The organism is Amycolatopsis sp. Poz14, assembly GCF_006704225.1.
In the GTDB taxonomy this organism is placed as follows: Bacteria; Actinomycetota; Actinomycetes; order Mycobacteriales; family Pseudonocardiaceae; genus Amycolatopsis; species Amycolatopsis nivea.
This window is the reverse complement of record NZ_JACLHD010000002.1, coordinates 487,942-507,694: the sequence shown is the minus strand read 5'-3', so window position 1 is coordinate 507,694 and position 19,753 is coordinate 487,942. Positions and strand designations below refer to the sequence as shown.

The window sequence follows — 19,753 nt, the reverse complement described above, 5'->3', positions numbered from 1 at the left end:
GTGCCGACTCGCGACAATGGACCGCGAAGGCGTCAGGCGCGAGAAGGGACATCACGTGCGGGATCTGGTCGAGATCGGCATGGGCCGCACGGCGCGGCGGGCGTATGACCTCGATGACGTGGAGATCGTGCCGTCGCGGCGGACGCGGTCGTCGTCGGTGGTGTCCACCGCGTGGCAAATCGACGCGTACCGGTTCGACCTGCCGCTGGTCACCCACCCGACGGACGCGATCGTGTCGCCGGGGACCGCGGTGGCGATCGGCGAGCTGGGCGGCCTCGGCGTGCTCAACGCCGAAGGGCTGTGGGCCCGGCACGCGAACGTCGAGGAGGCGATCTTCCGCCTCGTCCGCGCCGCCGAGGACAGCGAAGACCCGGCCGCGGTCGTGCGCGAGCTGCAGGAGCTGCACTCCGCGCCGATCCGGCTCGACCTGCTGACCGAGGCGATCAAGACGGTCCGCGAATCCGGTGTGACGGTCGCCGCCCGGGTCAGCCCGCAGCACGCCGCCGAGCTGACCCCGGACCTGATCGCCGCGGGCGTCGAGATCCTGGTCGTGCAGGGCACGATCATCTCCGCCGAGCACGTGCAGCGCGACGCGGAACCGCTCAACCTCAAGGAGTTCATCGGCCGCCTCGACGTGCCGGTGATCGCGGGCGGCGTGAGCGACTACCGCACCGCCATGCACCTGATGCGCACCGGCGCGGCGGGCGTCATCGTCGGCCACGGCTACACCGAGGGCGTCACCAGCACCGACCGCGTGCTCGGCATCGGCACCCCGATGGCGACGGCGATCGTGGACGCGGCCGCCGCGCGCCGCGACTACCTGGACGAGACCGGCGGCCGCTACGTGCACGTCCTCGCCGACGGCGGCATCACGACGTCCGGCGACATCGCGAAGGCGATCGCCTGCGGCGCGGACGCGGTCATGCTCGGCGCCCCGCTGGCGACCGCGTCGGACGCCCCGGGCCAGGGCCTGTACTGGACCGCCGCGGCGGCGCACCCGTCGCTGCCGCGCTCCCGCGTGGTGGCCGGCCCGGACTCGGACTACGCGGTGGACCTGAAGACGCTGCTGTTCGGCCCGTCCTCGGACGCGGAGGGCGTGGTGAACCTGTTCGGCGCGCTGCGCCGCGCGATGGCCAAGACGGGGTACTCGGACCTGAAGGAGTTCCAGCGCGTCGGGCTGACCGTGCGCGGCTGAGGCACTCGCGGAAAGGGCCCCTTCGCGGGGGCCCTTTTTGTGCCCGCACGCCCGTCCTCGTGCCGCGCCTGAAGGGGTGAACGGACGGCTCCGAGGTAACTCGTCAGTAACTTAACTCTGGTCTGGCGGCTCCCCGGGGGTTACCCTCTTTCCTGTGACTGCCAGTAACACCACCACCGCGCGGCAAGAACCCGACTACGACGTCCTCGTGGTCGGTTCCGGGTTCGGCGGCAGCGTCGCGGCGTTGCGGCTGACCGAGAAGGGCTACCGCGTCGCGGTGGTCGAGGCGGGCCGGCGCTTCGCCGACGACGAGTTCGCCAAGACGTCCTGGGATCTCAAGCGCTACCTCTGGGCCCCGCAGCTCGGCTGTTACGGCATCCAGCGCATCCACATGCTCAACGACGTGATGGTGCTGGCCGGCGCTGGCGTCGGCGGCGGTTCGCTGGTCTACGCGAACACGCTGTACCGCCCGCTCAAGCCGTTCTACCAAGACCGGCAATGGGCGCACATCACCGACTGGGAAAGCGAACTCGCGCCGCACTACGACCAGGCCAGCCGCATGCTCGGCGTCGTCACGAACCCGACGATCACGCCGTCCGACGTGGTGATGCGGGACGTCGCGAAGAAGATGGGCGTCGAGGATTCGTTCCACGCCACGCCGGTCGGGGTGTACTTCGGCAAACCGGGCGAGACGGTGAAGGATCCGTTCTTCGGCGGTGCCGGGCCGGACCGGGTCGGGTGCACCGAATGCGGTTCCTGCATGACCGGCTGCCGCGTCGGCGCCAAGAACACGCTGGTGAAGAACTACCTGTACCTCGCGGAAAAGGACGGCGCACAGGTCATTCCGCTGACCACAGTGACGTCGGTGCGCCCGCGCGGCGACGGTTACGAGATCACGCTGCAGAAGACCGGCACGCGTTCGCGGCGGTTCCGGACCACGGTCACCGCGGCGCAGGTGGTGTTCGCCGCGGGCACCTGGGGAACGCAGAACCTGTTGCACCGCATGAAGGACACGGCCGCGCTGCCGAAGCTGTCCGCCAAGCTCGGCGAGCTGACCCGGACGAACTCCGAGGCGATCATCGGCGCGGCGCGGACCACTGTGGACCCCGAACGGGACTTCAGCCGCGGCGTCGCGATCACGTCGTCGATCCATCCGGACGAGAACACGCACATCGAGCCGGTGCGGTACGGCAAGGGCAGCAACGCGATGAGCCTGCTGCAGACCGTTGCCACCGACGGGTCTTCGCGCGTTCCGCGCTGGCGGCAGGCGGTCACGTTCCTGGTCAAGCACCCGGTGCAGTCGGCGAAACTGCTGAACGCGTACCGGTGGAGCGAGCGCACGGTGATCCTGCTGGTGATGCAGAGCCTCGACAATTCCATCACCACCTACACCCGGCGCGGTCTGTTCGGACGGCGGAAGTACACGTCGAAACAGGGCCACGGCGAGCCGAACCCGAGCTTCATCCCGGCCGGGCACGAGGCGAACGTCCTTACCGCGGAACGGATCGGCGGCATGCCGGGCGGCACCTGGGGCGAGGTTTTCGACATCCCGCTCACCGCGCACTTCATCGGCGGCGTGCCGATCGGCGACAGCGCCGACACCGGGGTCATCGACCCGTACCACCGGGTTTACGGCTATCCCGGACTGTCCGTTGTGGACGGTTCGGCGATCACCGCGAACCTCGGGGTGAACCCGTCGCTCACCATCGCCGCGCAGGCCGAGCGGGCGTTCTCGTTCTGGCCCAACAAGGGCGAGGCGGACGAGCGGCCGGAGCAGAGCAGCGGGTACGCCCGGGTGGAACCGGTCGCGCCGAAGAACCCGGCGGTTCCGGCGAACGCGCCCGCGGCACTGCGCCGCTGACCTAAGATCGTCCGGTGACCACTGCGGCGCTGGACCGGATCCGGGAACTGCACGACGAATGGGCACGAGTCGCCGAGGCGATGCCTGCCTCGGCGTTCGGCGAGCCGAGCGCGCTGCCGGGCTGGACGCGCGCGCATCTGCTCACCCACCTCGCGCGCAACGCTGATGCCCTCGGCAACCTGCTGACCTGGGCGGAAACCGGGGTCGAGCGGTCGATGTACGGCCCGGGCAACGCGCGGGACGACGAGATCGAGGCTGGCGCTGGCCGTGCTCCGGCGGAAATCGTGGCCGACCTGGTCGCGGCCGGGAAGCGCCTGACCGACCACGCCGCGCGGCTGTCGGACGAGGTGTGGGCAGCGCCGGTCCGGCACCGGCACGGCGGCGAGCTGACCGGCGCGGACGTGCTCACGCTGCGGCTTTCCGAGACCACGATCCACCTCGCCGACCTCGACGCCGGCCACGATTTCGACAGTGCCACCGCGTTGCTCGGCGGGCATCTCGAAGCGGTGATCGGGACGCTGATCCGGATGTGCCCGCGTCCGCTGCCCTCGTTCCGGATCACCGACGGCGTCCGCACCTGGACCCTCGGCGAAGGCGGCGACCTCGTCACCGGAACGCCCGGCACGGTGCTGGCTTGGCTGACCGGTCGCGGCGACAGTTCCGCGCTTTCCGGGCCGGTGCCGGAGATGGCTCCGCTGATCTGACTCAGCTGGGCTGGCGGGCGGCGGCGAGCTCGTCGTCGTCGCCGACGATGCCCAGTTGCTGCAGGATGGCGAGCCGGTCGGTCTGGATGTCGAGTTCGGAGATCCGCCCGTCGGTCACCCGCGCCAGGACGAAACCGCGCCACGTTCCGCTTTTGCCGGTCGCGAAGCCTCTGCGGTAGTAGCCGGTGTTGGTCGCGGTGAGCGTCACCGTGGCCGCGACCTGGTCGTCTTCGGCGAGTAGTGAATCGACGTCGACGCGCAGGTCCGGGAACGCGGTCAGCATCTGCGTCCAGCCGGTGCGGAAGGCGGCGAGCCCGCCGGTCGGCGCGTCGACCACGACCGGGCCGGATTCGGTGACGTCCTCGGCCACGACGGTGTCCAGTTCGGCGAGGTCGTGGCTGTTGACGATGGCGAGAAAACGGCGCAGGACGGTCTTGGGGTCGGTCATGGCTCCTCGATTCTTACGCTGTAAGAGACGAGCACAGTGGTACCTTACGGCGTAAGAAACGTCAAGGGGGACCAGTGTCCGATCGGAGGGCCCGGCCGCGCGCCGGGCTGACCAGGGAGCGGGTCGTGGACGCCGCGCTCGCGTTCGTGGACGAGCACGGCATCGCCGCGCTGTCGATGCGCAAGCTCGGCGCGGAACTCGGCGTGGAGGCGATGACCCTCTATCACTACGTGCCGAACAAGGAAGCGCTGTTCGACGCGCTGGTCGACCGGCTCGTCTCGGCGCTGGCCGGGATCGAGCCGGAGCCGGGTGAGCCCGGCCAGCAGTGGCTGGGCCGGGTCGCCCGCGCGTACCGGGAGCAGTTGCTCGCGCATCCGGGCGTGCTGCCGCTCGCCGCGACCCGTCCCGCGGTCAGCCCGGAGTCGTTGCAGGTGATCGAAACCGCATTGCGGTTGTTGGAGTTGCCGCCGGCGCGCGGACTCGACATGGTGAACGCCGTGATGACCTTCGTTCTCGGCCACACGCTCGCCGAGGCAGGCCGTACGCCCGGCGCGAAGTCCGATGTGGACAGTCTCGCGCACCTTGACGAGGACCGCTTTCCGCTGCTCGCGCAAGCCCTGCGGGACGGGGCCCGGCACGCCGAGCGGTTCGAATTCGCCCTTCGGGCATTACTCGCTGGACTTTTCGCAACCCATTCACGGTCTGAGGCGTCTGAATGAACATGACACTGGGGAGAAGGACGTTCCTGCGCGCCGCCGGGTTGACGGCGGTGGGCGCGGTGGCCGCGGCCTGCACAGCGAAACCGGGACCGTCGGTGCCGCAGACCAGCCCGACGACGAGAACGTCCGTACCGCCGAGCACCAGCTCGAAGCCGTCCGGGCCGCCGGACTGGAACGCGTTGCGCGGCAAACTCTCCGGCGACCTCGTGCTGCCTTCCGACGACGGATTCGCCACCGCGAAGCGGGCGTTCAATCCGCTTTTCGACGGACACAATCCCGCTGCGGTAGCGAAATGCGCGAAGCCGGAGGACGTGCAGGCGTGCGTCGAAGCGGCCGGCGGCCGGGTTCCGCTCGCCGCGCGCAGCGGCGGGCACAGTTATGCCGGGTATTCCGCGCCGGACGGCGGGTTGGTGCTCGACGTCGGCGGCATGGCCGGTGTCGACGTCCAGGGCGATCAGGTGGTGATCGGCGCGGGCGCGAAACTCGGCGACGTCTACTCGGCGCTCGCGAAGGCCGGCCGTTGCCTGCCCGCGGGTTCGTGCCCGACTGTCGGCATTGCCGGGCTCGCGCTCGGCGGCGGAATCGGCGTGCTGACCCGCAAATACGGCCTGACCTGCGACCGGCTGCAGTCCGCGCAGATCGTCACGCCGGACGGCAAGCTGCGCACGGTGAGCGCGCAAGCGGACGACGACCTGTTCTGGGCACTGCGCGGCGGCGGGGGCGGAAACTTCGGCGTGGTCACGTCGTTCACCTTCACCACCGTGGAAGCGCCGACTGTCACGGTGTTTTCGCTGAAATTCCCGTCCGGTTCGGCGAGCGACGTGGTCGACGCGTGGCAGCGCTGGCTGCCGAGCACCCCGCCCGAACTGTGGTCGAACTGCGTGGTTTCCGGCGGCCCGAGCGGAGCCTGCCGGGTCGGCGGGGCGTTCGTGGGCAGTTCGGCGGGCCTGACGTCGGCGCTCAGCGGATTCTCGGTGACGCCGTCCAGCCGCACGATGAAAACCCTCAGCTACGGCGCGGCGATGAACTACTTCTCCGGCAGTTCCGAACGGCAGACCTTCGTGGCGTCGTCGCGCATCATCACCGATCCGGTCGACGGCGGGAAGATCGCCGATCTCGCTTCCGGGCACAAGGGAATGGACCTGCTCATCGACGGCCTCGGCGGCGCGGTCGGCGACATCGCGCCCACCGCAACGGCATTCCCGCACCGGAAAGCGCTGGCCAGCATTCAGGTCTACGCCCCAGCCACGGCGAGCAGCCAGGACACCGCCCGCAAGTCTGTGTCCACTGTGGTCGCTGGACTCGCGGACGCGGGCGCGCGCGGCGGCTACGTGAACTACATCGACCCGGACCTGCCGGACTGGAAGTCGGCCTACTACGGCGACAACGCGGCCCGGCTGGACCAGGTAGCGAAGAAGTACGACCCCAACGGGGTTTTCAAGTTCGCTCAGTCTGCTTGAGGCGGGGGCCAGACGTAACGCACGTCTGGCTCACCCTCTTCATTTCGCTGCCCGTCGGTGTATTCGACGGCGACGAAACCGTGGCGGCGGTAAAACCGTTGTGCTGGCTCGTTGACCTGGAACGTCCACAGGGTCAGCCCGTCGGGGCGGAGCTGTTTGGCCAAGTCGACCAACTGGTCGCCGATTCCGCGGCCGCGCCACGGAGGGTCGAGATAGAGCTGTGCCAGCTCCGCGCCGTCGAGCACGAGCAGTCCGGCCACAGTGGACTCGGCGACCGCGACCCAGGTTTCCTGCTGGGGCACCACGACATTCGCGAACCACCAGCGCACCGCGTCGTCATCGTGGGCGCGGCGGACTGTCGGCAACGCGGCGGAGAACGACCGCAGCCACACGTCGGCGATGTCGCGTGCGTCAGCGGCCGTTGCCCGTCGCAAGTCCACTGTGGTCAGAGGTCGACCCCGGTGAAAACCGTGACTCGCTCCTCGGTCAGGTCGTTCATCGCCGACAGCACGCCCTCGCGGCCGACGCCTGAACCCTTCACGCCGCCGTACGGCATCTGGTCCGCGCGGTACGACGGCACGTCACCGATGATCACGCCGCCGACCTCCAATTCCGCCGACGCGTGGAAGGCCAGCTGCACGTCACTGGTGAACACCCCAGCCTGCAGTCCGTACGCGGACGCGTTCACCGAAGCGAAAGCCTCGTCCACACCATCCACAATGGACACCGCGAGCACGGGCCCGAAGATTTCCTCCGACCAGGCCTTGGCATCCGCGGGCACGTCGGTCAGCAGAGTCGGCGCAACCGTTGCGCCCGAACGGGTTCCGCCGGTCAGCACCCGGGCACCACCGGCCACGGCTTCCTCGACCCACTCGATGATCCGTTCCGCGGCCGCCTCGTCGACGACCGGGCCGACGTCGGTGTTGCGGTCGTACGGATCGCCGGTCTGCTGCGCCTCGACGGCCTCGGTCAGCGCGGGCACGAACTCCTCCGCGATCGCCGCGTCCACGATCACCCGCTGCACCGCGATGCACGACTGGCCCGCCTGGTAGTTCCCGAATGTCGCGATCCGTTGCGCGGCGCCCTCGACGTCCGGCCAGTCGCGCAGCACAACCGCCGCGGCGTTTCCGCCCAGTTCGAGTACCACGTGCTTGCGCGCCGCCGCGTCCGCGATCGACCAGCCGACCGGTCCCGAACCGGTGAACGAAACCACCGGCAGCCGCGGGTCGGCGACGAGCGCTTGCGTCTCCTCGTTTCCCAGCGGCAGCACGGAAAACGCGCCTTCCGGCAGGTCGGTCTCGGCAAGCAGTTCGCCGAGGATCAGCGAGGACAACGGCGTACGCGGGGCAGGCTTGATGATGATCGGCGCGCCGACCGCGAGCGCGGGCGCGACCTTGTGCGCCACCAGGTTCAGCGGGAAGTTGAACGGCGCGATCCCGAGCACCGGTCCGCGTGGCACCCGGCGGGTCAGCGCGAGCCGGGCGTCGCCGGACGGATCGGCGTCGAGCCGTTGCATTTCGCCGCTGAACCGGCGCGCCTCCTCGGCCGCGATCCGGAACACCGACACCGCGCGCTTCACCTCGGCCTCGGCCCACTTCAGCGGCTTGCCGTTCTCGGCCGTGATCACCTCGGCGAGTTCGTCGGCCCGCATCGCGATCCCGCGCGAAACCTGCTCCAGCGCGGCCGCGCGCTGATGCGCGGGCGTGCGCCGGAACTCCTTCGCGACCGAGGCCGCCGCGGCCACCGCCCGTTCCACCTGGTCAGCGCCGGGCACCGCGACCGTCGCCACTTCGCTGCCGTCGAACGGGTGGTGCACCACGAGGGTGCTCGCGCCCTGCTCAGCCTGACCGGCGATCCACGCGGCCCGCGGCTGTGGGGTGATCGTGTCCATGGGCTCAAGGTATTAGGGAGCGCCAGGCCCGGCACGCCGGACTCGGTCCTTCGATTGTGGCGTCTGTCCTGGCGTCGAGATGACATTTGTCGGGGGTCCCCGGCGCCTGCCCGGCATATCGTTCGGCCCATGACGAACTCGGTGGCCTCTCGTTGGACCGAAAGCCCGTCGCGGGCCTTCTTCGCGCGGGTCGGAACACCGCGCCGTCCGGTGCTGACCGGCGCGGTGTTCCTCGTGACCGCAGTCGTGCTCGTTGCCCAGCTGGCGGATCCGGCGCTCTTCGACCGCTTCAAGCGCGACGCCACCGCGATCGACGCCGGAGAGTGGTGGCGGCTGCTGACCGGCATGTTCTTCCAAGACGGCAAGATTTTCGGCGGGATTTTCAACCTGCTCGCCCTCGCCGCGGTCGGCACCTTCGCGGAATGGTGCCTCGGCCGAATGTCCTGGTTCGTCCTGTACTTCGGCTGCGGACTGTTCGGCCAGTACCTCAGCTACGTCTGGCTGAACCCGGTCGGGGCGGGCAACTCGATGTGCGTCGCCGGGCTGCTCGGCGCGCTCGCGGTGGTGGTGTGGCGGGCGCGCGACGCCGAGCCGCCGCAAGCGCTCTACCGCGCCGCGCTGTTGATCGTGCCGCTGGCGGTGCTCGACACGGTGCTGCACGACAACCACGGCATGCCCGCGCTGCTCGGCATCGCGCTGGGGCTGCTGGTCACCGGTTTCGGTAAAGGTCGCGCAGCAGCAGGATCTCCGCGCAGTGGTGGATCATCTCTCGGTTGATGTGCAGGACGAGCGCGGCCATCGACAGCTCCGCGTACGGGCCTTCAGCGGGACCGCACGGGCGCGCCAGCGCTTCGGCGTCGAGGCTGCGTACGCCGGCGATCCAGGTCGCGTACGCGTCGTCGAGCTGCTTCAGCGCTTCGTCGGCAGTGCCCGCGTACGGGAAGTCCTGATAGGACACCGGCGGTCCGCCGAAGTGCGACGCGGAGCGCATGCCCAGCACACCGGGGATGATGTGGGCCAGCCGCCACGCGATGGTGGTCACCGGCGGCGGAGTCGGCTCCGGGAACGAGAAGTCGACCGTGAAGTCGCCGGTGCCCGGGTCGTTCTCGCTCGTGCGGGGGTGCACCGTCCAGCAGTCCGCGACCGGCTGCCAGAAGTACTCGTCGTCGGTCAGTCCCTCCAGCTTCGGGCGCACGTGGTGCTGCCAGTGCCAGTCGAGTTGCTCGGTCAGTTCGTTGGTCCAGTCGTTGGTCATGCGGGAACGGTAAGCCGGTTCGCGGACAGCGGCTGTCCTCATTACGGGGCCATTGCCGACGTGACGGGGCCCACCTGGGACGATGGTGGCAAAAGCGCTGATACCTGGAGGTCTTGGGTGGCCACTCCCACCGGTCCGGTACTCGTCATGGACTTCGGGGCGCAGTACGCGCAGCTGATCGCCCGTCGCGTGCGCGAGGCGCAGATCTTCTCCGAGGTCGTGCCGTCCAGCGCGACCGTCGAGGAGCTGCTCGCCAAGAACCCGTCCGCGATCATCCTGTCCGGCGGCCCGTCGAGCGTGTACGCCGAGGGCGCCCCGGCGATGGACCCGAAGCTGGTCGAGGCCGGCGTGCCGATCCTCGGCATCTGCTACGGCCACCAGCTGCTCGCCCGCGCGCTCGGCGGCGTCGTCGAGCCGACCGGCGTGCGCGAGTTCGGCCGCACCGACGTGCGGATCGTCGGCGAGGGCGGCGTCCTGCACACCGGGCTGCCGGATCACCAGACGGCGTGGATGAGCCACAACGACAGCGTCACCAAGGCACCCGAGGGCTCGGTCGTCACGGCCAGCTCCGACGGCGCCGAGGTCGCCGGGTTCGAGGACGTCGAGCGGCGCTTCGCGGGCGTGCAGTACCACCCGGAGGTGGCGCACTCGCCGCACGGCCAGGAGGTGCTGCGCCGGTTCCTGTACGAGATCGCCGGCGTGCGGCCCGGCTGGACCACTTCGTCCATTGTGGACGAGCAGGTCGCCGCGGTCGCCGCGCAGATCGGCGAGGGACGGGCCATCTGCGGCCTGTCCGGCGGCGTTGACTCCGCAGTCGCCGCGGCGCTCGTCCAGCGTGCCATCGGCGACCGGCTGACCTGCGTGTTCGTCGACCACGGCCTGCTGCGCGCGGGGGAGCGCACCCAGGTCGAGCGCGATTTCGTGGCCGCGACCGGGGTCAATCTGGTCACCGTGGACGCGCGCGAGCGGTTCCTGAACGCGCTGGCCGGCGTCACCGACCCGGAGCAGAAGCGCAAGATCATCGGCCGCGAGTTCATCCGCGTGTTCGAGCAGGCCGAACGCGACCTCAAGGCGCAGGGCGACTACCGGTTCCTCGTGCAGGGCACGCTGTACCCGGACGTCGTCGAATCCGGCGGCGGCGAGGGCACCGCGAACATCAAGAGCCACCACAACGTCGGCGGCCTGCCTGACGACCTGCAGTTCGAGCTGGTCGAACCGCTGCGGCTGCTGTTCAAGGACGAGGTCCGCCGGGTCGGGCTCGAACTGGGGCTGCCGGAGACGATCGTGCAGCGCCAGCCGTTCCCCGGGCCGGGCCTCGGCATCCGGATCATCGGCGAGGTGACCGCGGACCGGCTGGAGACCCTGCGCGAGGCGGACGCGATCGCCCGCGAGGAACTCACCGCGGCCGGGCTGGACCAGGAGATCTGGCAGTGCCCGGTGGTGCTGCTCGCGGACGTCCGCAGCGTCGGCGTCCAGGGCGACGGACGGACGTACGGTCACCCGATCGTGCTGCGCCCGGTGTCGTCGGAGGACGCGATGACCGCCGACTGGACGCGGCTGCCGTACGAGGTGCTGGAGCGGATCTCGACCCGGATCACGAACGAGGTGTCCGAGGTCAACCGCGTGGTGCTGGACGTGACGAGCAAGCCGCCGGGCACCATCGAGTGGGAATGACGTGAAAAAACGGGGCCCGGAAATGTCCGGGCCCCGTTTTTTTGTGTCTCAGGGCCGTCGTTTGCGGAACGACGCGCCGAGCATCAGGATCCCGCAGAACACCGCGCCGCCCGCGATGATCCAGCGGAAGTCGAAGGTCGGCAGCCAGCTCGAGCCGTCGGTGAGGACGTAGCCGGACACGAGCAGCGTCGCGACCCCGACGACCAGGGTGATCCAGTCGACCCCGCGGCGGCGAGCCGGGGCTTCGGGCTCGTCGTAGGAGTAAGGGTTCTCAGCCACGGCGCACCTCCACCTGGCCCACGCCGTTGGTGACGTGGAGCGTGATCTTCTGTCCGCCGACGTTGTCGTCGCCGTTGTCGGTCCCGGTGACGGCAGGCTGGCCGACGCCGTTGGACGTGCGGTTCAGGCAGTCGACCTCACCGGCGCTGTTCTCGCAGGTGAACGTCACGTCCGCGGTGCGGGGCACGATGACCTCGGTGTTTCCCGCGCCGTTGGAGACCGTGGTGGTGATCGGCTCGCTCGCGGCCAGCTGGGTCAGGTCGATCTTCATGTTGCCCGCGGTGTGCCGGTAGACCGGCTGCAGCTCGGCCACCGTACGCGGAGTGGCGGACAGGTCGCCGACGCCGCCGCGCACGTCGAGGTTGTCGAACGTGCTGGTCGTGAGCACCATCCCGGCGACCGACAGCGGAATCGCGAGCCCGATCAGACCGCGTGCGCCGCGAGCGAACGCCCCCGCCACGAGCCCGACCCCCAGCACGGCGAGCGTCATGCCGATGATGTGCCGCAGCGAGAACCAGTCGAACCCGTTCAGCGCGAGCGCGACGCCGACGCCGGCCACGATCACCGCGACCCCGAACGTGGCAGCCCCGATCTTGGACCGCGGCCGCGGCGGCCGGTGCTCGTAGTTGTTGTAGTCGCCTGCCGGAGGCGGCGGCGGTGGCGGTGCCGCCGGATCGGGCAAATCCCAGCCCGCCGGGTCGGCGGCCAGCGGATCCCAGCCCGGTGCCGCCGCCGCGGGAGTCGGGGTGTCGCTGTTCATCGTGAAAGCTCCGGTTCCGGAAGCGGTTCCGTCCGCCGCGAACGCGACGACCGGCGCCGGTCGGTTGTCCTGCCCGCGGGTGCGATGCAGGAGATAAAGGCACGTGGCGAGCAACGCGAACCCGATCAGGCCGCCGCCGTCGAACCAGCCGCCGCCGAACGTCCACCCGACAACCGGAATCACCGCGACCGTGAGCACGGCCGCGAAGGCCTTCGTCATGCTCGACTGCCCGCGCCCGATCAACGCCTCGAAGCCGGAAACCTCGTCGCCCTCGGAGGGGAAGAACAGCCAGCCGAGCAGGTAAAGCACCAGCCCGAACCCCCCGAAAACGGTCGCCGCCGCCAACGCGACCCGAATCACCACCGGGTCAATCCCGTAGCGATCCCCCAGCCCAGCCGCGACCCCAGCAACCTTCCGACCCGAGTGCGGCCGCCGAGGCCTGCTGGCCCAGAAGTCCTTGACGGTCTCCTCGAACCCGTTCAGGGGGTTCGTACGGGGAGGCCGCACGTCGTTCGCACCACTCATGCTTCACAGCATGGTCGATGGAGTGGGGCGGCACATCGGGGAAGGTCCCTGAGGTTATCCCCGAGATGCGGCCCTGGTGGAGGGCTTTGGGCCGGCCCGGGGGCCAGCCTTGGGGGACGAAGGGAGTCAACTTCTTGGCGAGGTCAGCTGCCGTGCCGCAGGATGCGCGCGAGCGAAGTTCGAACAACGCCATGCCGCTGAGAATCTGGCCCGGCGCGTTCTATGGCATTAATGCACGCGGTTATGGGTATTTTTCAGCCGCGCGGAAGTCGCTTGTCTAGAGCGGTGGCGACATCTTCGGCTTTTTTGCAGGCGGCCTGGGTATCGTCACTGATCAGGACGATCACCAGAGCACGGGCGTTGGGCCCGACCTCCATTCCTACCTGGCACCCGCCCGGAGAGCCCAGCAGGTCGCGTTGTTCGATCAGCTTTCGGCCGTCGATATTCCCATTGTGTGCGGAACTGGGGTTCTGAATGTTGTCCGTGTACTTCTGGCCATTTTGAAGCGCGATCCCGACTTCGGCAGCTGGGTCCGTCGCGGCGTTTTGGGATTTTTTCGCTGATCGGCAGCTTCGGTTGGAGTCCGCGACGGAGGGTTGCGCCGGCGGGAACCCCTGGCCGGCCAGGATTTGATCGAGCAGCTGGCATTGGTCCAGTGAAGCGAACGGGTTGCCGGAACTGGAAGCGGGACTGCTGGCTGCCGCGGGGGCGGATGTGGTCGGCGTTGCCGCGCCGTCGACGGGGTTGCTGCAGGCTGCTGCACCAACCAGGGCCAACGTGGTGACACCGAGTGCCCCGATGGTTCGGCGAGTCTTCGTCACGAATTTTCCAGCTTCTTGTTAAGTTCGGCAAACGATGTAGTGTTATCTGATTCGTTCTTCTGGTAATTTTCGCGCGCGATGGTCAAGGCTTCGAGAGCGGCCTTGACGCCGTTGTGCATCAGGTCCAAGTTCGGGATCATCGCGTCGGTGTCGCCCCCGGCGACTTTGGTGTTGAATTCCGCCACTTTTTCGGCGTAGTCGAAGCTGCCCATTTGCGCGGCCTGAGTCAAGAGATTCAGGTCGTAGCGCATGTCCCGGTAGCCGTCTAGGAAGAAGTTGCACGCTTTTAAGTAAGCGTTGAACCCGGCCTCGTTGACCGCGAACGCACCGTTCTGCGCCAACGTCTTCAGCGTGTTTCCGGCATCGCGCATTTTTACCGCGGCTTCGTGGCTGCCGGGGCCCTCGGTAAGACCCGCCAGAAAGGCATTGCCCGCTGTGTCGGCGGCGGACGAGTTGGCGGAGATCGGTTCCGGATTTACTTCGATTCCTGGCATCGGCTGCTCCTGTGTCTGCGCTTGAGGTGCGACGGCTACGGGGCTTGTAGAAGTGCCCTGCGCGGCTCAGCCGCCGAGAACCGGGGGAGTGATCTTCTCCCCGTCCGGTCCTCGTTCCGGCTTGACCTCGAAGACCTCGTCCGGATCGACCTGTGTCGGGATCTTGTTCTTGTGTTCCTTGTCCTCTTCCTTCTTCTTCCCGGCTCCCGCCGCGCCAGCACCCGCGGCACCAGGCTTCCCGCCCTTCCCGGCGTTCGCGGCAGCAGTAGCCCCGCGCTCAAGCCGTTCGGCCGCACCCTTGCCACCGGACTCGCCCGGCTTCCCGGAGCCACCCGAACCAGCACCGCCAGTCACCCGACCACCAGCACCACCCCGGCCAGCGCCGCCCGACCGGCTGCGCGGCGTGTCCTCGCCGGAGCCGGAGTTCCCGACACCGCCCCCGCCCAAAGCGAGGCCCTCCGGAGAAAGACGGCCGCCGATGCCCGGAGTGGTCCGGAGGTTGTTCCCTCCCCCTGACATCGAAGGGTTGCTGAGTGGCCCAGTACCGGTGTTGAGCCCCGGCCCAGGGCTGTAAGGAACACCTGGAGGATTCCCGCTTCCCCCGGACGGGAAGGAGGTGACCGGAGCAGGACCGCCAAGCGGCGGGTTCGTGCCCGTGAACCCGTTCCCCGGCCCGCCAGTCACCGGACCGGACCCGCCAGGACCGACATAAGGCCCGCTAGAAGTCCCACCGGACACGGTCACCGGCGAGGCGCTGCTCGCGTGCGTGCTGTCGTTGTTCATCTGCGGCGGCGGCGAATAAACCGGCTGCGTAGTCGACGTCTCGTGATACGTCGTGTCCAGCCCGTGCATCACCTGGACAGCCTGCTGATGCGCCGCGTCGGCCTGCTGCTGCTTGGCCGCCATGTCGCCCATCGCGATCACGCCCTGCAACGGGTTGCCGTTCTGGAACTGCTCGGTCGCCTTGGCCATCTCGGCCTTCTGGTCGAACCCGGTCGGCTCCGGCATGTTCTTGTGCGCGTAGTCGGCCGCCGCGGACTGCTGGGAGTAGCGGTTCGACACCAGTTGCATCGCGCTGCCGGTTTTTTCCGTGTGGTCCGCCGTGCTCTGGAAGAACGAATGCGCTTGCGTCGCGGCCGTGCCCTGCCATTCGGCACCCGCGGTGTCGGCCGCGTTGCGGAACTCGTTGGACGCGTCCGCGAGCCAGTTGCCATAGAAGTTCGTCACGCGGCTGCGTTCGTTGATGCCCTTGAAGTTCAAGCCCTCGTTGACCATTTTGTGCAGGTCTTCGTGGCTGTACGACGCATAATTCGCGTCCGGTGCCGGCGCGTCCCCGCGGGTCTGCTGGCCCTGGAGAAGCTGCTGGCCCTGCTGGACCGAGTACTGCGAGGCGTCCCGTTCAGTCGCGCTGCGCGTCTCCGGCGAGTCCTCGCCGGCTGCGAAGATCTGGTTCACGTTCTGCGTCCGGGCGTAGTAATCGCCTGCGGACTCGACGTGTTCCGCGCGATGCTGCTCGGTCATCCGGCCTCCCCGCCCCGTGTACGCACTGTGATCGCTCGCCCCCTGCATCGTACCGAGTCCCGGCAGGCGGCAGGGAGGTTCGCGGAATTTCCTCACCGGCGGCCATCTGGGGGAGTGGATCAGGGCCTTCCCCGATGTCCGGGCCGCTCCCGCGTGTGACGATGGGACTCGTGCAGGACTTTCTCGACATCAGTGCCCCGGGGCGGGTTTCCTCGACCGCCGAGGAGCCCTCGGCACTCATGTCCGCCCAGGCGATGGAGGTCGCCGAACCCGAATCGCGGCCCAAGATGTACCGGCGGCGCTCCGGGCGGGCCGTCGCGGGCGTCGCGAGCGGGCTCGCCGATCACCTCGGGGTTCCGGTCGTCTGGGTCCGCGTCGTGTTCGCGTTGCTGGCCGCGCTCAACGGGGCCGGCCTGCTCGCCTACGGCCTGCTCTGGGTGTTCGTCCCGCAGAGCGCCGAGGAAACCGAAACCGCGCCCAAGGCCCGTGACCGCCAGCAGGCGTACGGGCTGATCGCGCTCGGCATCGGGCTCGCGATCGCCAGCAGCACGCTCACCGGCGCCATCCGCGGCTGGGTCGCGGTGCCGCTCGCGCTCGCCGCGCTCGGTGCGGCGGTCGTCTGGCGGGAGGCGGACGAGTCGCAGCGGCGGCGCTGGCGCGTCGGGGCCCGCGACGGGCTGGTCGGCGAGGGCGGCAGGCTCGCGGCGTTCGTCCGGATCCTCGCCGGGGTCGCGCTGGTCGCCACCGGCATCGGCTTCGTCGTGTTCGCCAGCGGCGACTTCGACCAGGTCAAATTCGCCCTGATCGCGGTGCTCGCGACGCTGATCGGCGTCGCCGTGCTCACTGTCCCGTTCTGGCTGCGGCTGGTCCGCGACCTCGGCGAGGAACGCCAGGCCCGCATTCGCACCGACGAACGCGCCGAAATCGCCGCGCACCTGCACGACTCCGTCCTGCAGACCCTCGCGCTGATCCAGCGCCAGGCCGACCAGCCCGCCGAGGTCGCGCGCCTCGCCCGCGGCCAGGAACGCGAGCTGCGCGGCTGGCTGTACGGCCCCGGCGGCTACGGCAAACCCAGCGACAAGCGGACCAAGGAAGAGGAAGAAGGCACCCGCCAGCAGCTGTCCGAGGCGCTGGCCGCGGCGTGCGGCGAGGTCGAGGACCAGTTCGCGATCTCGGTCGGCCAGGTTGTGGTCGGCGACGCCGAGCTGAACCCGCCGCTCACCGCGCTGGTGCAGGCCGCGCGCGAGGCGATCGTCAACGCGGCCAAGCACGCGGGCGTCGCCGAGGTCAGCGTGTTCGCCGAGGTCGAACCCACCGAGGTCACCGTGTTCGTGCGCGACCGGGGCAAGGGCTTCGACCCGGACGTCGTGCCCGCCGACCGGCACGGCCTCGCCGACTCGATCCGCGGCCGGATGGAACGCCACGGCGGCACCTGCAAGCTGCGCACCGCACCCGGCGAAGGCACCGAAGTCCAGCTCGCCATGCCGGTGAAGGCGGCCAAAGGGGTGGCATGACCTCGCTATGCTCGGGGGCAGGCGAAGCGAGGGAGTGGGCAGTCGTGACGGAAAGCCAGCGGGAACCGGTCAAGGTCTTCCTCGTGGACGACCACGCGTTGTTCCGCGCGGGAGTGCGCACGGAACTCGATTCGATCACCGACGAGGTGCAGGTGGTCGGCGAGGCCGGGTCGGTCGCGGAAGCGGTCGCCGGCATCGCGCGCACGCGTCCGCAGGTCGTGCTGCTCGACGTCCACATGCCCGACGGCGGCGGCGCCGAGGTGCTCCGCCGCGTGCGCCCGGAGCTGCCGGATGTCGTGTTCCTCGCGCTGTCGGTCTCCGACGCCGCCGAGGACGTCATCGCGGTGATCCGCGCCGGCGCGCGCGGGTACGTCACCAAGACGATCTCGTCGAAGGAACTCGTCCGCGCGGTGGTCCGGGTCGCCGACGGCGACGCGGTGTTTTCCCCGCGCCTGGCCGGTTTCGTCCTCGACGCCTTCGCCGACCGTCCCGGGTCCGCGCCGATCAACGACCCCGAACTGGACCTGCTCACCCCGCGCGAGCGCGACGTCCTGCGCCTGCTCGCCCGCGGTTACGCGTACAAGGAAATCGCGTCCGAGCTGTTCATCTCGGTGAAGACGGTCGAGACGCACGTGTCGAGCGTCCTGCGCAAGACCCAGCTGTCGAACCGCTACGAGCTCTCCCGCTGGGCCTCGGACCGCCGTCTCGTCTAGGCCGGAGTCAGTTCTTCTTCCGGGGTCACGGCCGGTTTGCGCTGCAACCGCGTCAACGCGACGCCGAGCAGCACCACGACCATGCCCGCGATCACGCGCAGGTTCAGCTGCTCGTGCAGGAAAACCGCGCCCAGCAGCACCGACACCACCGGCAGCAGATAACCGACCACCGACGCGGCCACCGCGCCTTCGCTCGCCAGCAGCTGGTAGTTGAGCGCGAACGCGATCCCGGTCGAACCGAGGCCGAGGATCACCACCGCGATCAGCGCGACCGGGCTCAGGTGCACCGGCGTCAGCCCGCCGAACGGCATGGCCAGCACCAGAAAACCCGTGGCCAGCAGCATCTGCCCGGCCGCGATCGCGTACGGCGAGGAGCCGGTGTTCGACAGGTACCGGCCTTCGTAGACGAACGCGAACCCGTAGCTCGCCGCCGCGGCAAGGCACGCCAGCGCACCCCAGCTGAGCAGCCCGGACGCCTGCCACGGCGCGAAGATCAGCAGAATCCCGCCGAGCCCGATCACCAGACCGGCGATCCGCGTCGCGGTCATCCGATTCGAGACCCCGAGGAACGGGGCCGCCACGAGCACCCAGAGCGGAGTGGTCGAGTTCAGCACCCCGGTGATGCCGGAGTCCACGGTGGTCTCGCCGACCGCGAAAAGCAGGAACGGCAACGCATTGTGGAAGAACGCCGCGACGAGCAGATGCCCCCAGGTGCTCCGTCGCGACGGCAGGCTCCGCCGCCCGATCAAGCACAGCGCCAGCAGCACCACGGCGCCCAGCACGAGCCGCGCGAGCACCAGCTGCACCGGGGAAAGCGCTTCAAGCCCGAGCTTGATCCAGAAAAAACTCGATCCCCACATCAACGCGAGCGCCGCGATCCTCAGCAGCGTCTTCGACTCGCCCACCCCAGGTTCCTCCTTTGCCTCGCTAGCCAGCTTCGCCGCGGCAAGGTGTAAGGACAAGCGAAAATAACTGCAGGGACAATTAAGCAAAGCTGTAGGATCGAGACATGCTCGATGTACGGCGCATGCAGGTGCTGCGCGCGGTGATCACGAGCGGTTCGATCACTGCCGCGGCGAGGAATCTCGGCTACACGCCGTCGGCGATCAGCCAGCAGCTGGCGGTGCTCGAACGCGAAGCGGGCACGCCGTTGCTGGAACGCGTCGGCCGCGGCGTCCAGCCGACCCCGGCCGGGACGTTGCTGTCCGAACACGCCGAGACGCTCAGCGCGGAGCTGGCCCGAGCCGAGGCCGCGCTCACCGAGCTGAAGGAAGGCCGCACCGGCAAGCTCGCCATCCGCTACTTCGCCACGGCGGGCGCGACGATGGTGCCGTACGCGGTGGCCGCGCTGCGCCGCGAACACCCCGGCGTGTGGCTCGATCTCAAGCTCATCGACCCGGGCGACCCGCTCACCGAGGTCGAGGAAGGCCGTGCTGACCTGGCGATCATCGTGTACCCGCGACCGTCGGAGCCGGGCCGGGGCATCGAGCTGGTGCCGCTGCTGGACGATCCGTACCGCGCGGTCCTGCCGCGGGCACACCGGCTGGCTCGCAAACGCGTCCTCGACCTCACCGACCTCGCCGAGGAACCGTGGGTCGGCGTCGACCCGATCCCCGGCGCCTGCCGCGCGATCCTGGAAGGCGCCTGCGCGTCGGCCGGGTTCCATCCGAACGTCGTGGTCGAGTCCGAGGACTATCCGTCGGCGCAAGGGTTCATCGCCGCCGGGCTCGGCGTCGGGCTGGTGCCGGAGCTGGGGCTAGGCACTCCGCATCCGGGAGTGGTCGTGCGCCGGGTCCGCAATCCGCAGCCGAGCAGGCACATTCACGCCGCGGTGGCCGCGCGCGTCGCGGGCAGCCCGGCCGTGCAGACGTTCCTCGAAGCCATGCAAGAGGCGACCGAGAACGTCGCCTGACATCGGC

20 protein-coding genes are annotated in these 19,753 nt (G+C 69.4%); 10 read left to right on the top strand and 10 right to left on the bottom strand.

The window, feature by feature from the left end; genetic code table 11:
• Positions 1 to 55 precede the first annotated feature (55 nt).
• The 3 genes from FKO37_RS46120 to FKO37_RS46110 all read left to right on the top strand — a co-directional run bounded on the left by FKO37_RS46120 (position 56) and on the right by FKO37_RS46110 (position 3,760).
• Positions 56 to 1,195: a GuaB3 family IMP dehydrogenase-related protein gene (locus FKO37_RS46120; protein WP_043835321.1), complete on the top strand. Its 1,140-nt coding sequence runs from the start codon at positions 56 to 58 to the stop codon at positions 1,193 to 1,195.
• 154 nt (positions 1,196 to 1,349) lie between these two features.
• Positions 1,350 to 3,056: a GMC family oxidoreductase gene (locus FKO37_RS46115; protein WP_037816206.1), complete on the top strand. Its 1,707-nt coding sequence runs from the start codon at positions 1,350 to 1,352 to the stop codon at positions 3,054 to 3,056.
• Between the two features lie 14 nt (positions 3,057 to 3,070).
• Positions 3,071 to 3,760 carry a maleylpyruvate isomerase family mycothiol-dependent enzyme gene (locus tag FKO37_RS46110; RefSeq protein ID WP_238608615.1) on the top strand — a complete coding sequence of 230 codons (690 nt, stop codon included), beginning with the start codon at positions 3,071 to 3,073 and terminating at the stop codon, positions 3,758 to 3,760.
• Between the two features lies 1 nt (position 3,761).
• Here FKO37_RS46110 and FKO37_RS46105 read toward each other — a convergent pair whose 3' ends face one another.
• Positions 3,762 to 4,208 (bottom strand): ester cyclase, encoded by a 447-nt coding sequence (locus tag FKO37_RS46105; RefSeq protein ID WP_238608614.1) that lies wholly within the window; start codon positions 4,206 to 4,208, stop codon positions 3,762 to 3,764.
• Positions 4,209 to 4,282: 74 nt separating this feature from the next.
• On the opposite strand from FKO37_RS46105, the gene FKO37_RS46100 reads away from it, so the two are divergent.
• Both FKO37_RS46100 and FKO37_RS46095 read left to right on the top strand, forming a co-directional pair.
• Positions 4,283 to 4,927 carry a TetR/AcrR family transcriptional regulator C-terminal domain-containing protein gene (locus tag FKO37_RS46100; protein WP_238608613.1) on the top strand — a complete coding sequence of 215 codons (645 nt, stop codon included), beginning with the start codon at positions 4,283 to 4,285 and terminating at the stop codon, positions 4,925 to 4,927.
• Entirely contained in the window at positions 4,924 to 6,387 is a 1,464-nt protein-coding gene (locus FKO37_RS46095; RefSeq protein ID WP_238608612.1) for an FAD-binding oxidoreductase, read from the top strand. Before FKO37_RS46100 ends, FKO37_RS46095 begins: the two co-directional genes overlap by 4 nt.
• On the opposite strand, the gene FKO37_RS46090 is transcribed toward FKO37_RS46095, so the two are convergent.
• Together FKO37_RS46090 and FKO37_RS46085 are read right to left on the bottom strand one after the other, a co-directional pair.
• Positions 6,375 to 6,827, bottom strand: a complete 453-nt coding sequence (locus FKO37_RS46090; RefSeq protein ID WP_238608611.1) for a GNAT family N-acetyltransferase — start codon at positions 6,825 to 6,827, stop codon at positions 6,375 to 6,377. The two genes, FKO37_RS46095 and FKO37_RS46090, sit on opposite strands and share 13 nt — an antisense overlap.
• Positions 6,828 to 6,832: 5 nt before the next feature.
• The gene (locus FKO37_RS46085) at positions 6,833 to 8,278 is read right to left on the bottom strand and encodes an aldehyde dehydrogenase family protein (RefSeq protein ID WP_043835209.1); all 1,446 of its coding nucleotides are present in this window, start codon (positions 8,276 to 8,278) and stop codon (positions 6,833 to 6,835) included.
• Between the two features lie 129 nt (positions 8,279 to 8,407).
• Here FKO37_RS46085 and FKO37_RS46080 point away from each other — a divergent pair, with 129 nt between their 5' ends.
• Entirely contained in the window at positions 8,408 to 9,055 is a 648-nt protein-coding gene (locus tag FKO37_RS46080) for a rhomboid family intramembrane serine protease (RefSeq protein WP_238608610.1), read from the top strand.
• Here the strand turns inward: FKO37_RS46080 and FKO37_RS46075 are convergent.
• The gene (locus tag FKO37_RS46075; protein WP_134731464.1) at positions 8,988 to 9,533 is read right to left on the bottom strand and encodes a DinB family protein; all 546 of its coding nucleotides are present in this window, start codon (positions 9,531 to 9,533) and stop codon (positions 8,988 to 8,990) included. The genes FKO37_RS46080 and FKO37_RS46075 overlap by 68 nt on opposite strands.
• A 117-nt stretch (positions 9,534 to 9,650) precedes the next feature.
• Between FKO37_RS46075 and guaA the strand changes: the two genes are divergently transcribed.
• Positions 9,651 to 11,207, top strand: a complete 1,557-nt coding sequence (guaA, locus tag FKO37_RS46070; RefSeq protein ID WP_078870587.1) for a glutamine-hydrolyzing GMP synthase — start codon at positions 9,651 to 9,653, stop codon at positions 11,205 to 11,207.
• Positions 11,208 to 11,255: 48 nt separating this feature from the next.
• Here guaA and FKO37_RS46065 read toward each other — a convergent pair whose 3' ends face one another.
• The 5 genes from FKO37_RS46065 to FKO37_RS46045 all read right to left on the bottom strand — a co-directional run bounded on the left by FKO37_RS46065 (position 11,256) and on the right by FKO37_RS46045 (position 15,607).
• Positions 11,256 to 11,486 carry a hypothetical protein gene (locus FKO37_RS46065; RefSeq protein ID WP_037816197.1) on the bottom strand — a complete coding sequence of 77 codons (231 nt, stop codon included), beginning with the start codon at positions 11,484 to 11,486 and terminating at the stop codon, positions 11,256 to 11,258.
• Positions 11,479 to 12,771 carry a PspC domain-containing protein gene (locus FKO37_RS46060; RefSeq protein ID WP_238608609.1) on the bottom strand — a complete coding sequence of 431 codons (1,293 nt, stop codon included), beginning with the start codon at positions 12,769 to 12,771 and terminating at the stop codon, positions 11,479 to 11,481. The genes FKO37_RS46065 and FKO37_RS46060 overlap by 8 nt, the downstream gene beginning before the upstream one ends.
• A gap of 254 nt (positions 12,772 to 13,025) precedes the next feature.
• Positions 13,026 to 13,592: a DUF3558 family protein gene (locus tag FKO37_RS46055; protein ID WP_238608608.1), complete on the bottom strand. Its 567-nt coding sequence runs from the start codon at positions 13,590 to 13,592 to the stop codon at positions 13,026 to 13,028.
• Positions 13,589 to 14,086, bottom strand: coding sequence for a hypothetical protein (locus FKO37_RS46050; RefSeq protein WP_238608607.1), 498 nt, complete (start codon positions 14,084 to 14,086; stop codon positions 13,589 to 13,591). Before FKO37_RS46050 ends, FKO37_RS46055 begins: the two co-directional genes overlap by 4 nt.
• A gap of 66 nt (positions 14,087 to 14,152) precedes the next feature.
• Positions 14,153 to 15,607 (bottom strand): hypothetical protein, encoded by a 1,455-nt coding sequence (locus FKO37_RS46045; protein ID WP_238608606.1) that lies wholly within the window; start codon positions 15,605 to 15,607, stop codon positions 14,153 to 14,155.
• A gap of 155 nt (positions 15,608 to 15,762) precedes the next feature.
• On the opposite strand from FKO37_RS46045, the gene FKO37_RS46040 reads away from it, so the two are divergent.
• Together FKO37_RS46040 and FKO37_RS46035 are read left to right on the top strand one after the other, a co-directional pair.
• Positions 15,763 to 17,121, top strand: a complete 1,359-nt coding sequence (locus tag FKO37_RS46040; RefSeq protein ID WP_374204484.1) for a PspC domain-containing protein — start codon at positions 15,763 to 15,765, stop codon at positions 17,119 to 17,121.
• Positions 17,118 to 17,834 carry a response regulator transcription factor gene (locus FKO37_RS46035; RefSeq protein ID WP_107051117.1) on the top strand — a complete coding sequence of 239 codons (717 nt, stop codon included), beginning with the start codon at positions 17,118 to 17,120 and terminating at the stop codon, positions 17,832 to 17,834. Before FKO37_RS46040 ends, FKO37_RS46035 begins: the two co-directional genes overlap by 4 nt.
• Here FKO37_RS46035 and FKO37_RS46030 read toward each other — a convergent pair.
• Positions 17,831 to 18,739: a DMT family transporter gene (locus FKO37_RS46030; protein WP_037816193.1), complete on the bottom strand. Its 909-nt coding sequence runs from the start codon at positions 18,737 to 18,739 to the stop codon at positions 17,831 to 17,833. The two genes, FKO37_RS46035 and FKO37_RS46030, sit on opposite strands and share 4 nt — an antisense overlap.
• Positions 18,740 to 18,843: 104 nt before the next feature.
• On the opposite strand from FKO37_RS46030, the gene FKO37_RS46025 reads away from it, so the two are divergent.
• The gene (locus FKO37_RS46025; RefSeq protein ID WP_037816192.1) at positions 18,844 to 19,746 is read left to right on the top strand and encodes a LysR family transcriptional regulator; all 903 of its coding nucleotides are present in this window, start codon (positions 18,844 to 18,846) and stop codon (positions 19,744 to 19,746) included.
• The last annotated feature ends 7 nt before the right edge of the window (positions 19,747 to 19,753 follow it).

Bases quoted from the DNA above. Each gene is read 5' to 3' on its own strand.
- FKO37_RS46060 (WP_238608609.1), bottom strand. From the start codon at position 12,771: ATGAGTGGTGCGAACGACGTGCGGCCTCCCCGTACGAACCCCCTGAAC.
- FKO37_RS46085 (WP_043835209.1), bottom strand. From the start codon at position 8,278: ATGGACACGATCACCCCACAGCCGCGGGCCGCGTGGATCGCCGGTCAG.
- FKO37_RS46035 (WP_107051117.1), top strand. From the start codon at position 17,118: ATGACCTCGCTATGCTCGGGGGCAGGCGAAGCGAGGGAGTGGGCAGTC.
- FKO37_RS46050 (WP_238608607.1), bottom strand. From the start codon at position 14,086: ATGCCAGGAATCGAAGTAAATCCGGAACCGATCTCCGCCAACTCGTCC.
- FKO37_RS46080 (WP_238608610.1), top strand. From the start codon at position 8,408: ATGACGAACTCGGTGGCCTCTCGTTGGACCGAAAGCCCGTCGCGGGCC.
- FKO37_RS46045 (WP_238608606.1), bottom strand. From the start codon at position 15,607: ATGACCGAGCAGCATCGCGCGGAACACGTCGAGTCCGCAGGCGATTAC.
- FKO37_RS46095 (WP_238608612.1), top strand. From the start codon at position 4,924: ATGAACATGACACTGGGGAGAAGGACGTTCCTGCGCGCCGCCGGGTTG.
- FKO37_RS46025 (WP_037816192.1), top strand. From the start codon at position 18,844: ATGCTCGATGTACGGCGCATGCAGGTGCTGCGCGCGGTGATCACGAGC.
- FKO37_RS46075 (WP_134731464.1), bottom strand. From the start codon at position 9,533: ATGACCAACGACTGGACCAACGAACTGACCGAGCAACTCGACTGGCAC.
- FKO37_RS46105 (WP_238608614.1), bottom strand. From the start codon at position 4,208: ATGACCGACCCCAAGACCGTCCTGCGCCGTTTTCTCGCCATCGTCAAC.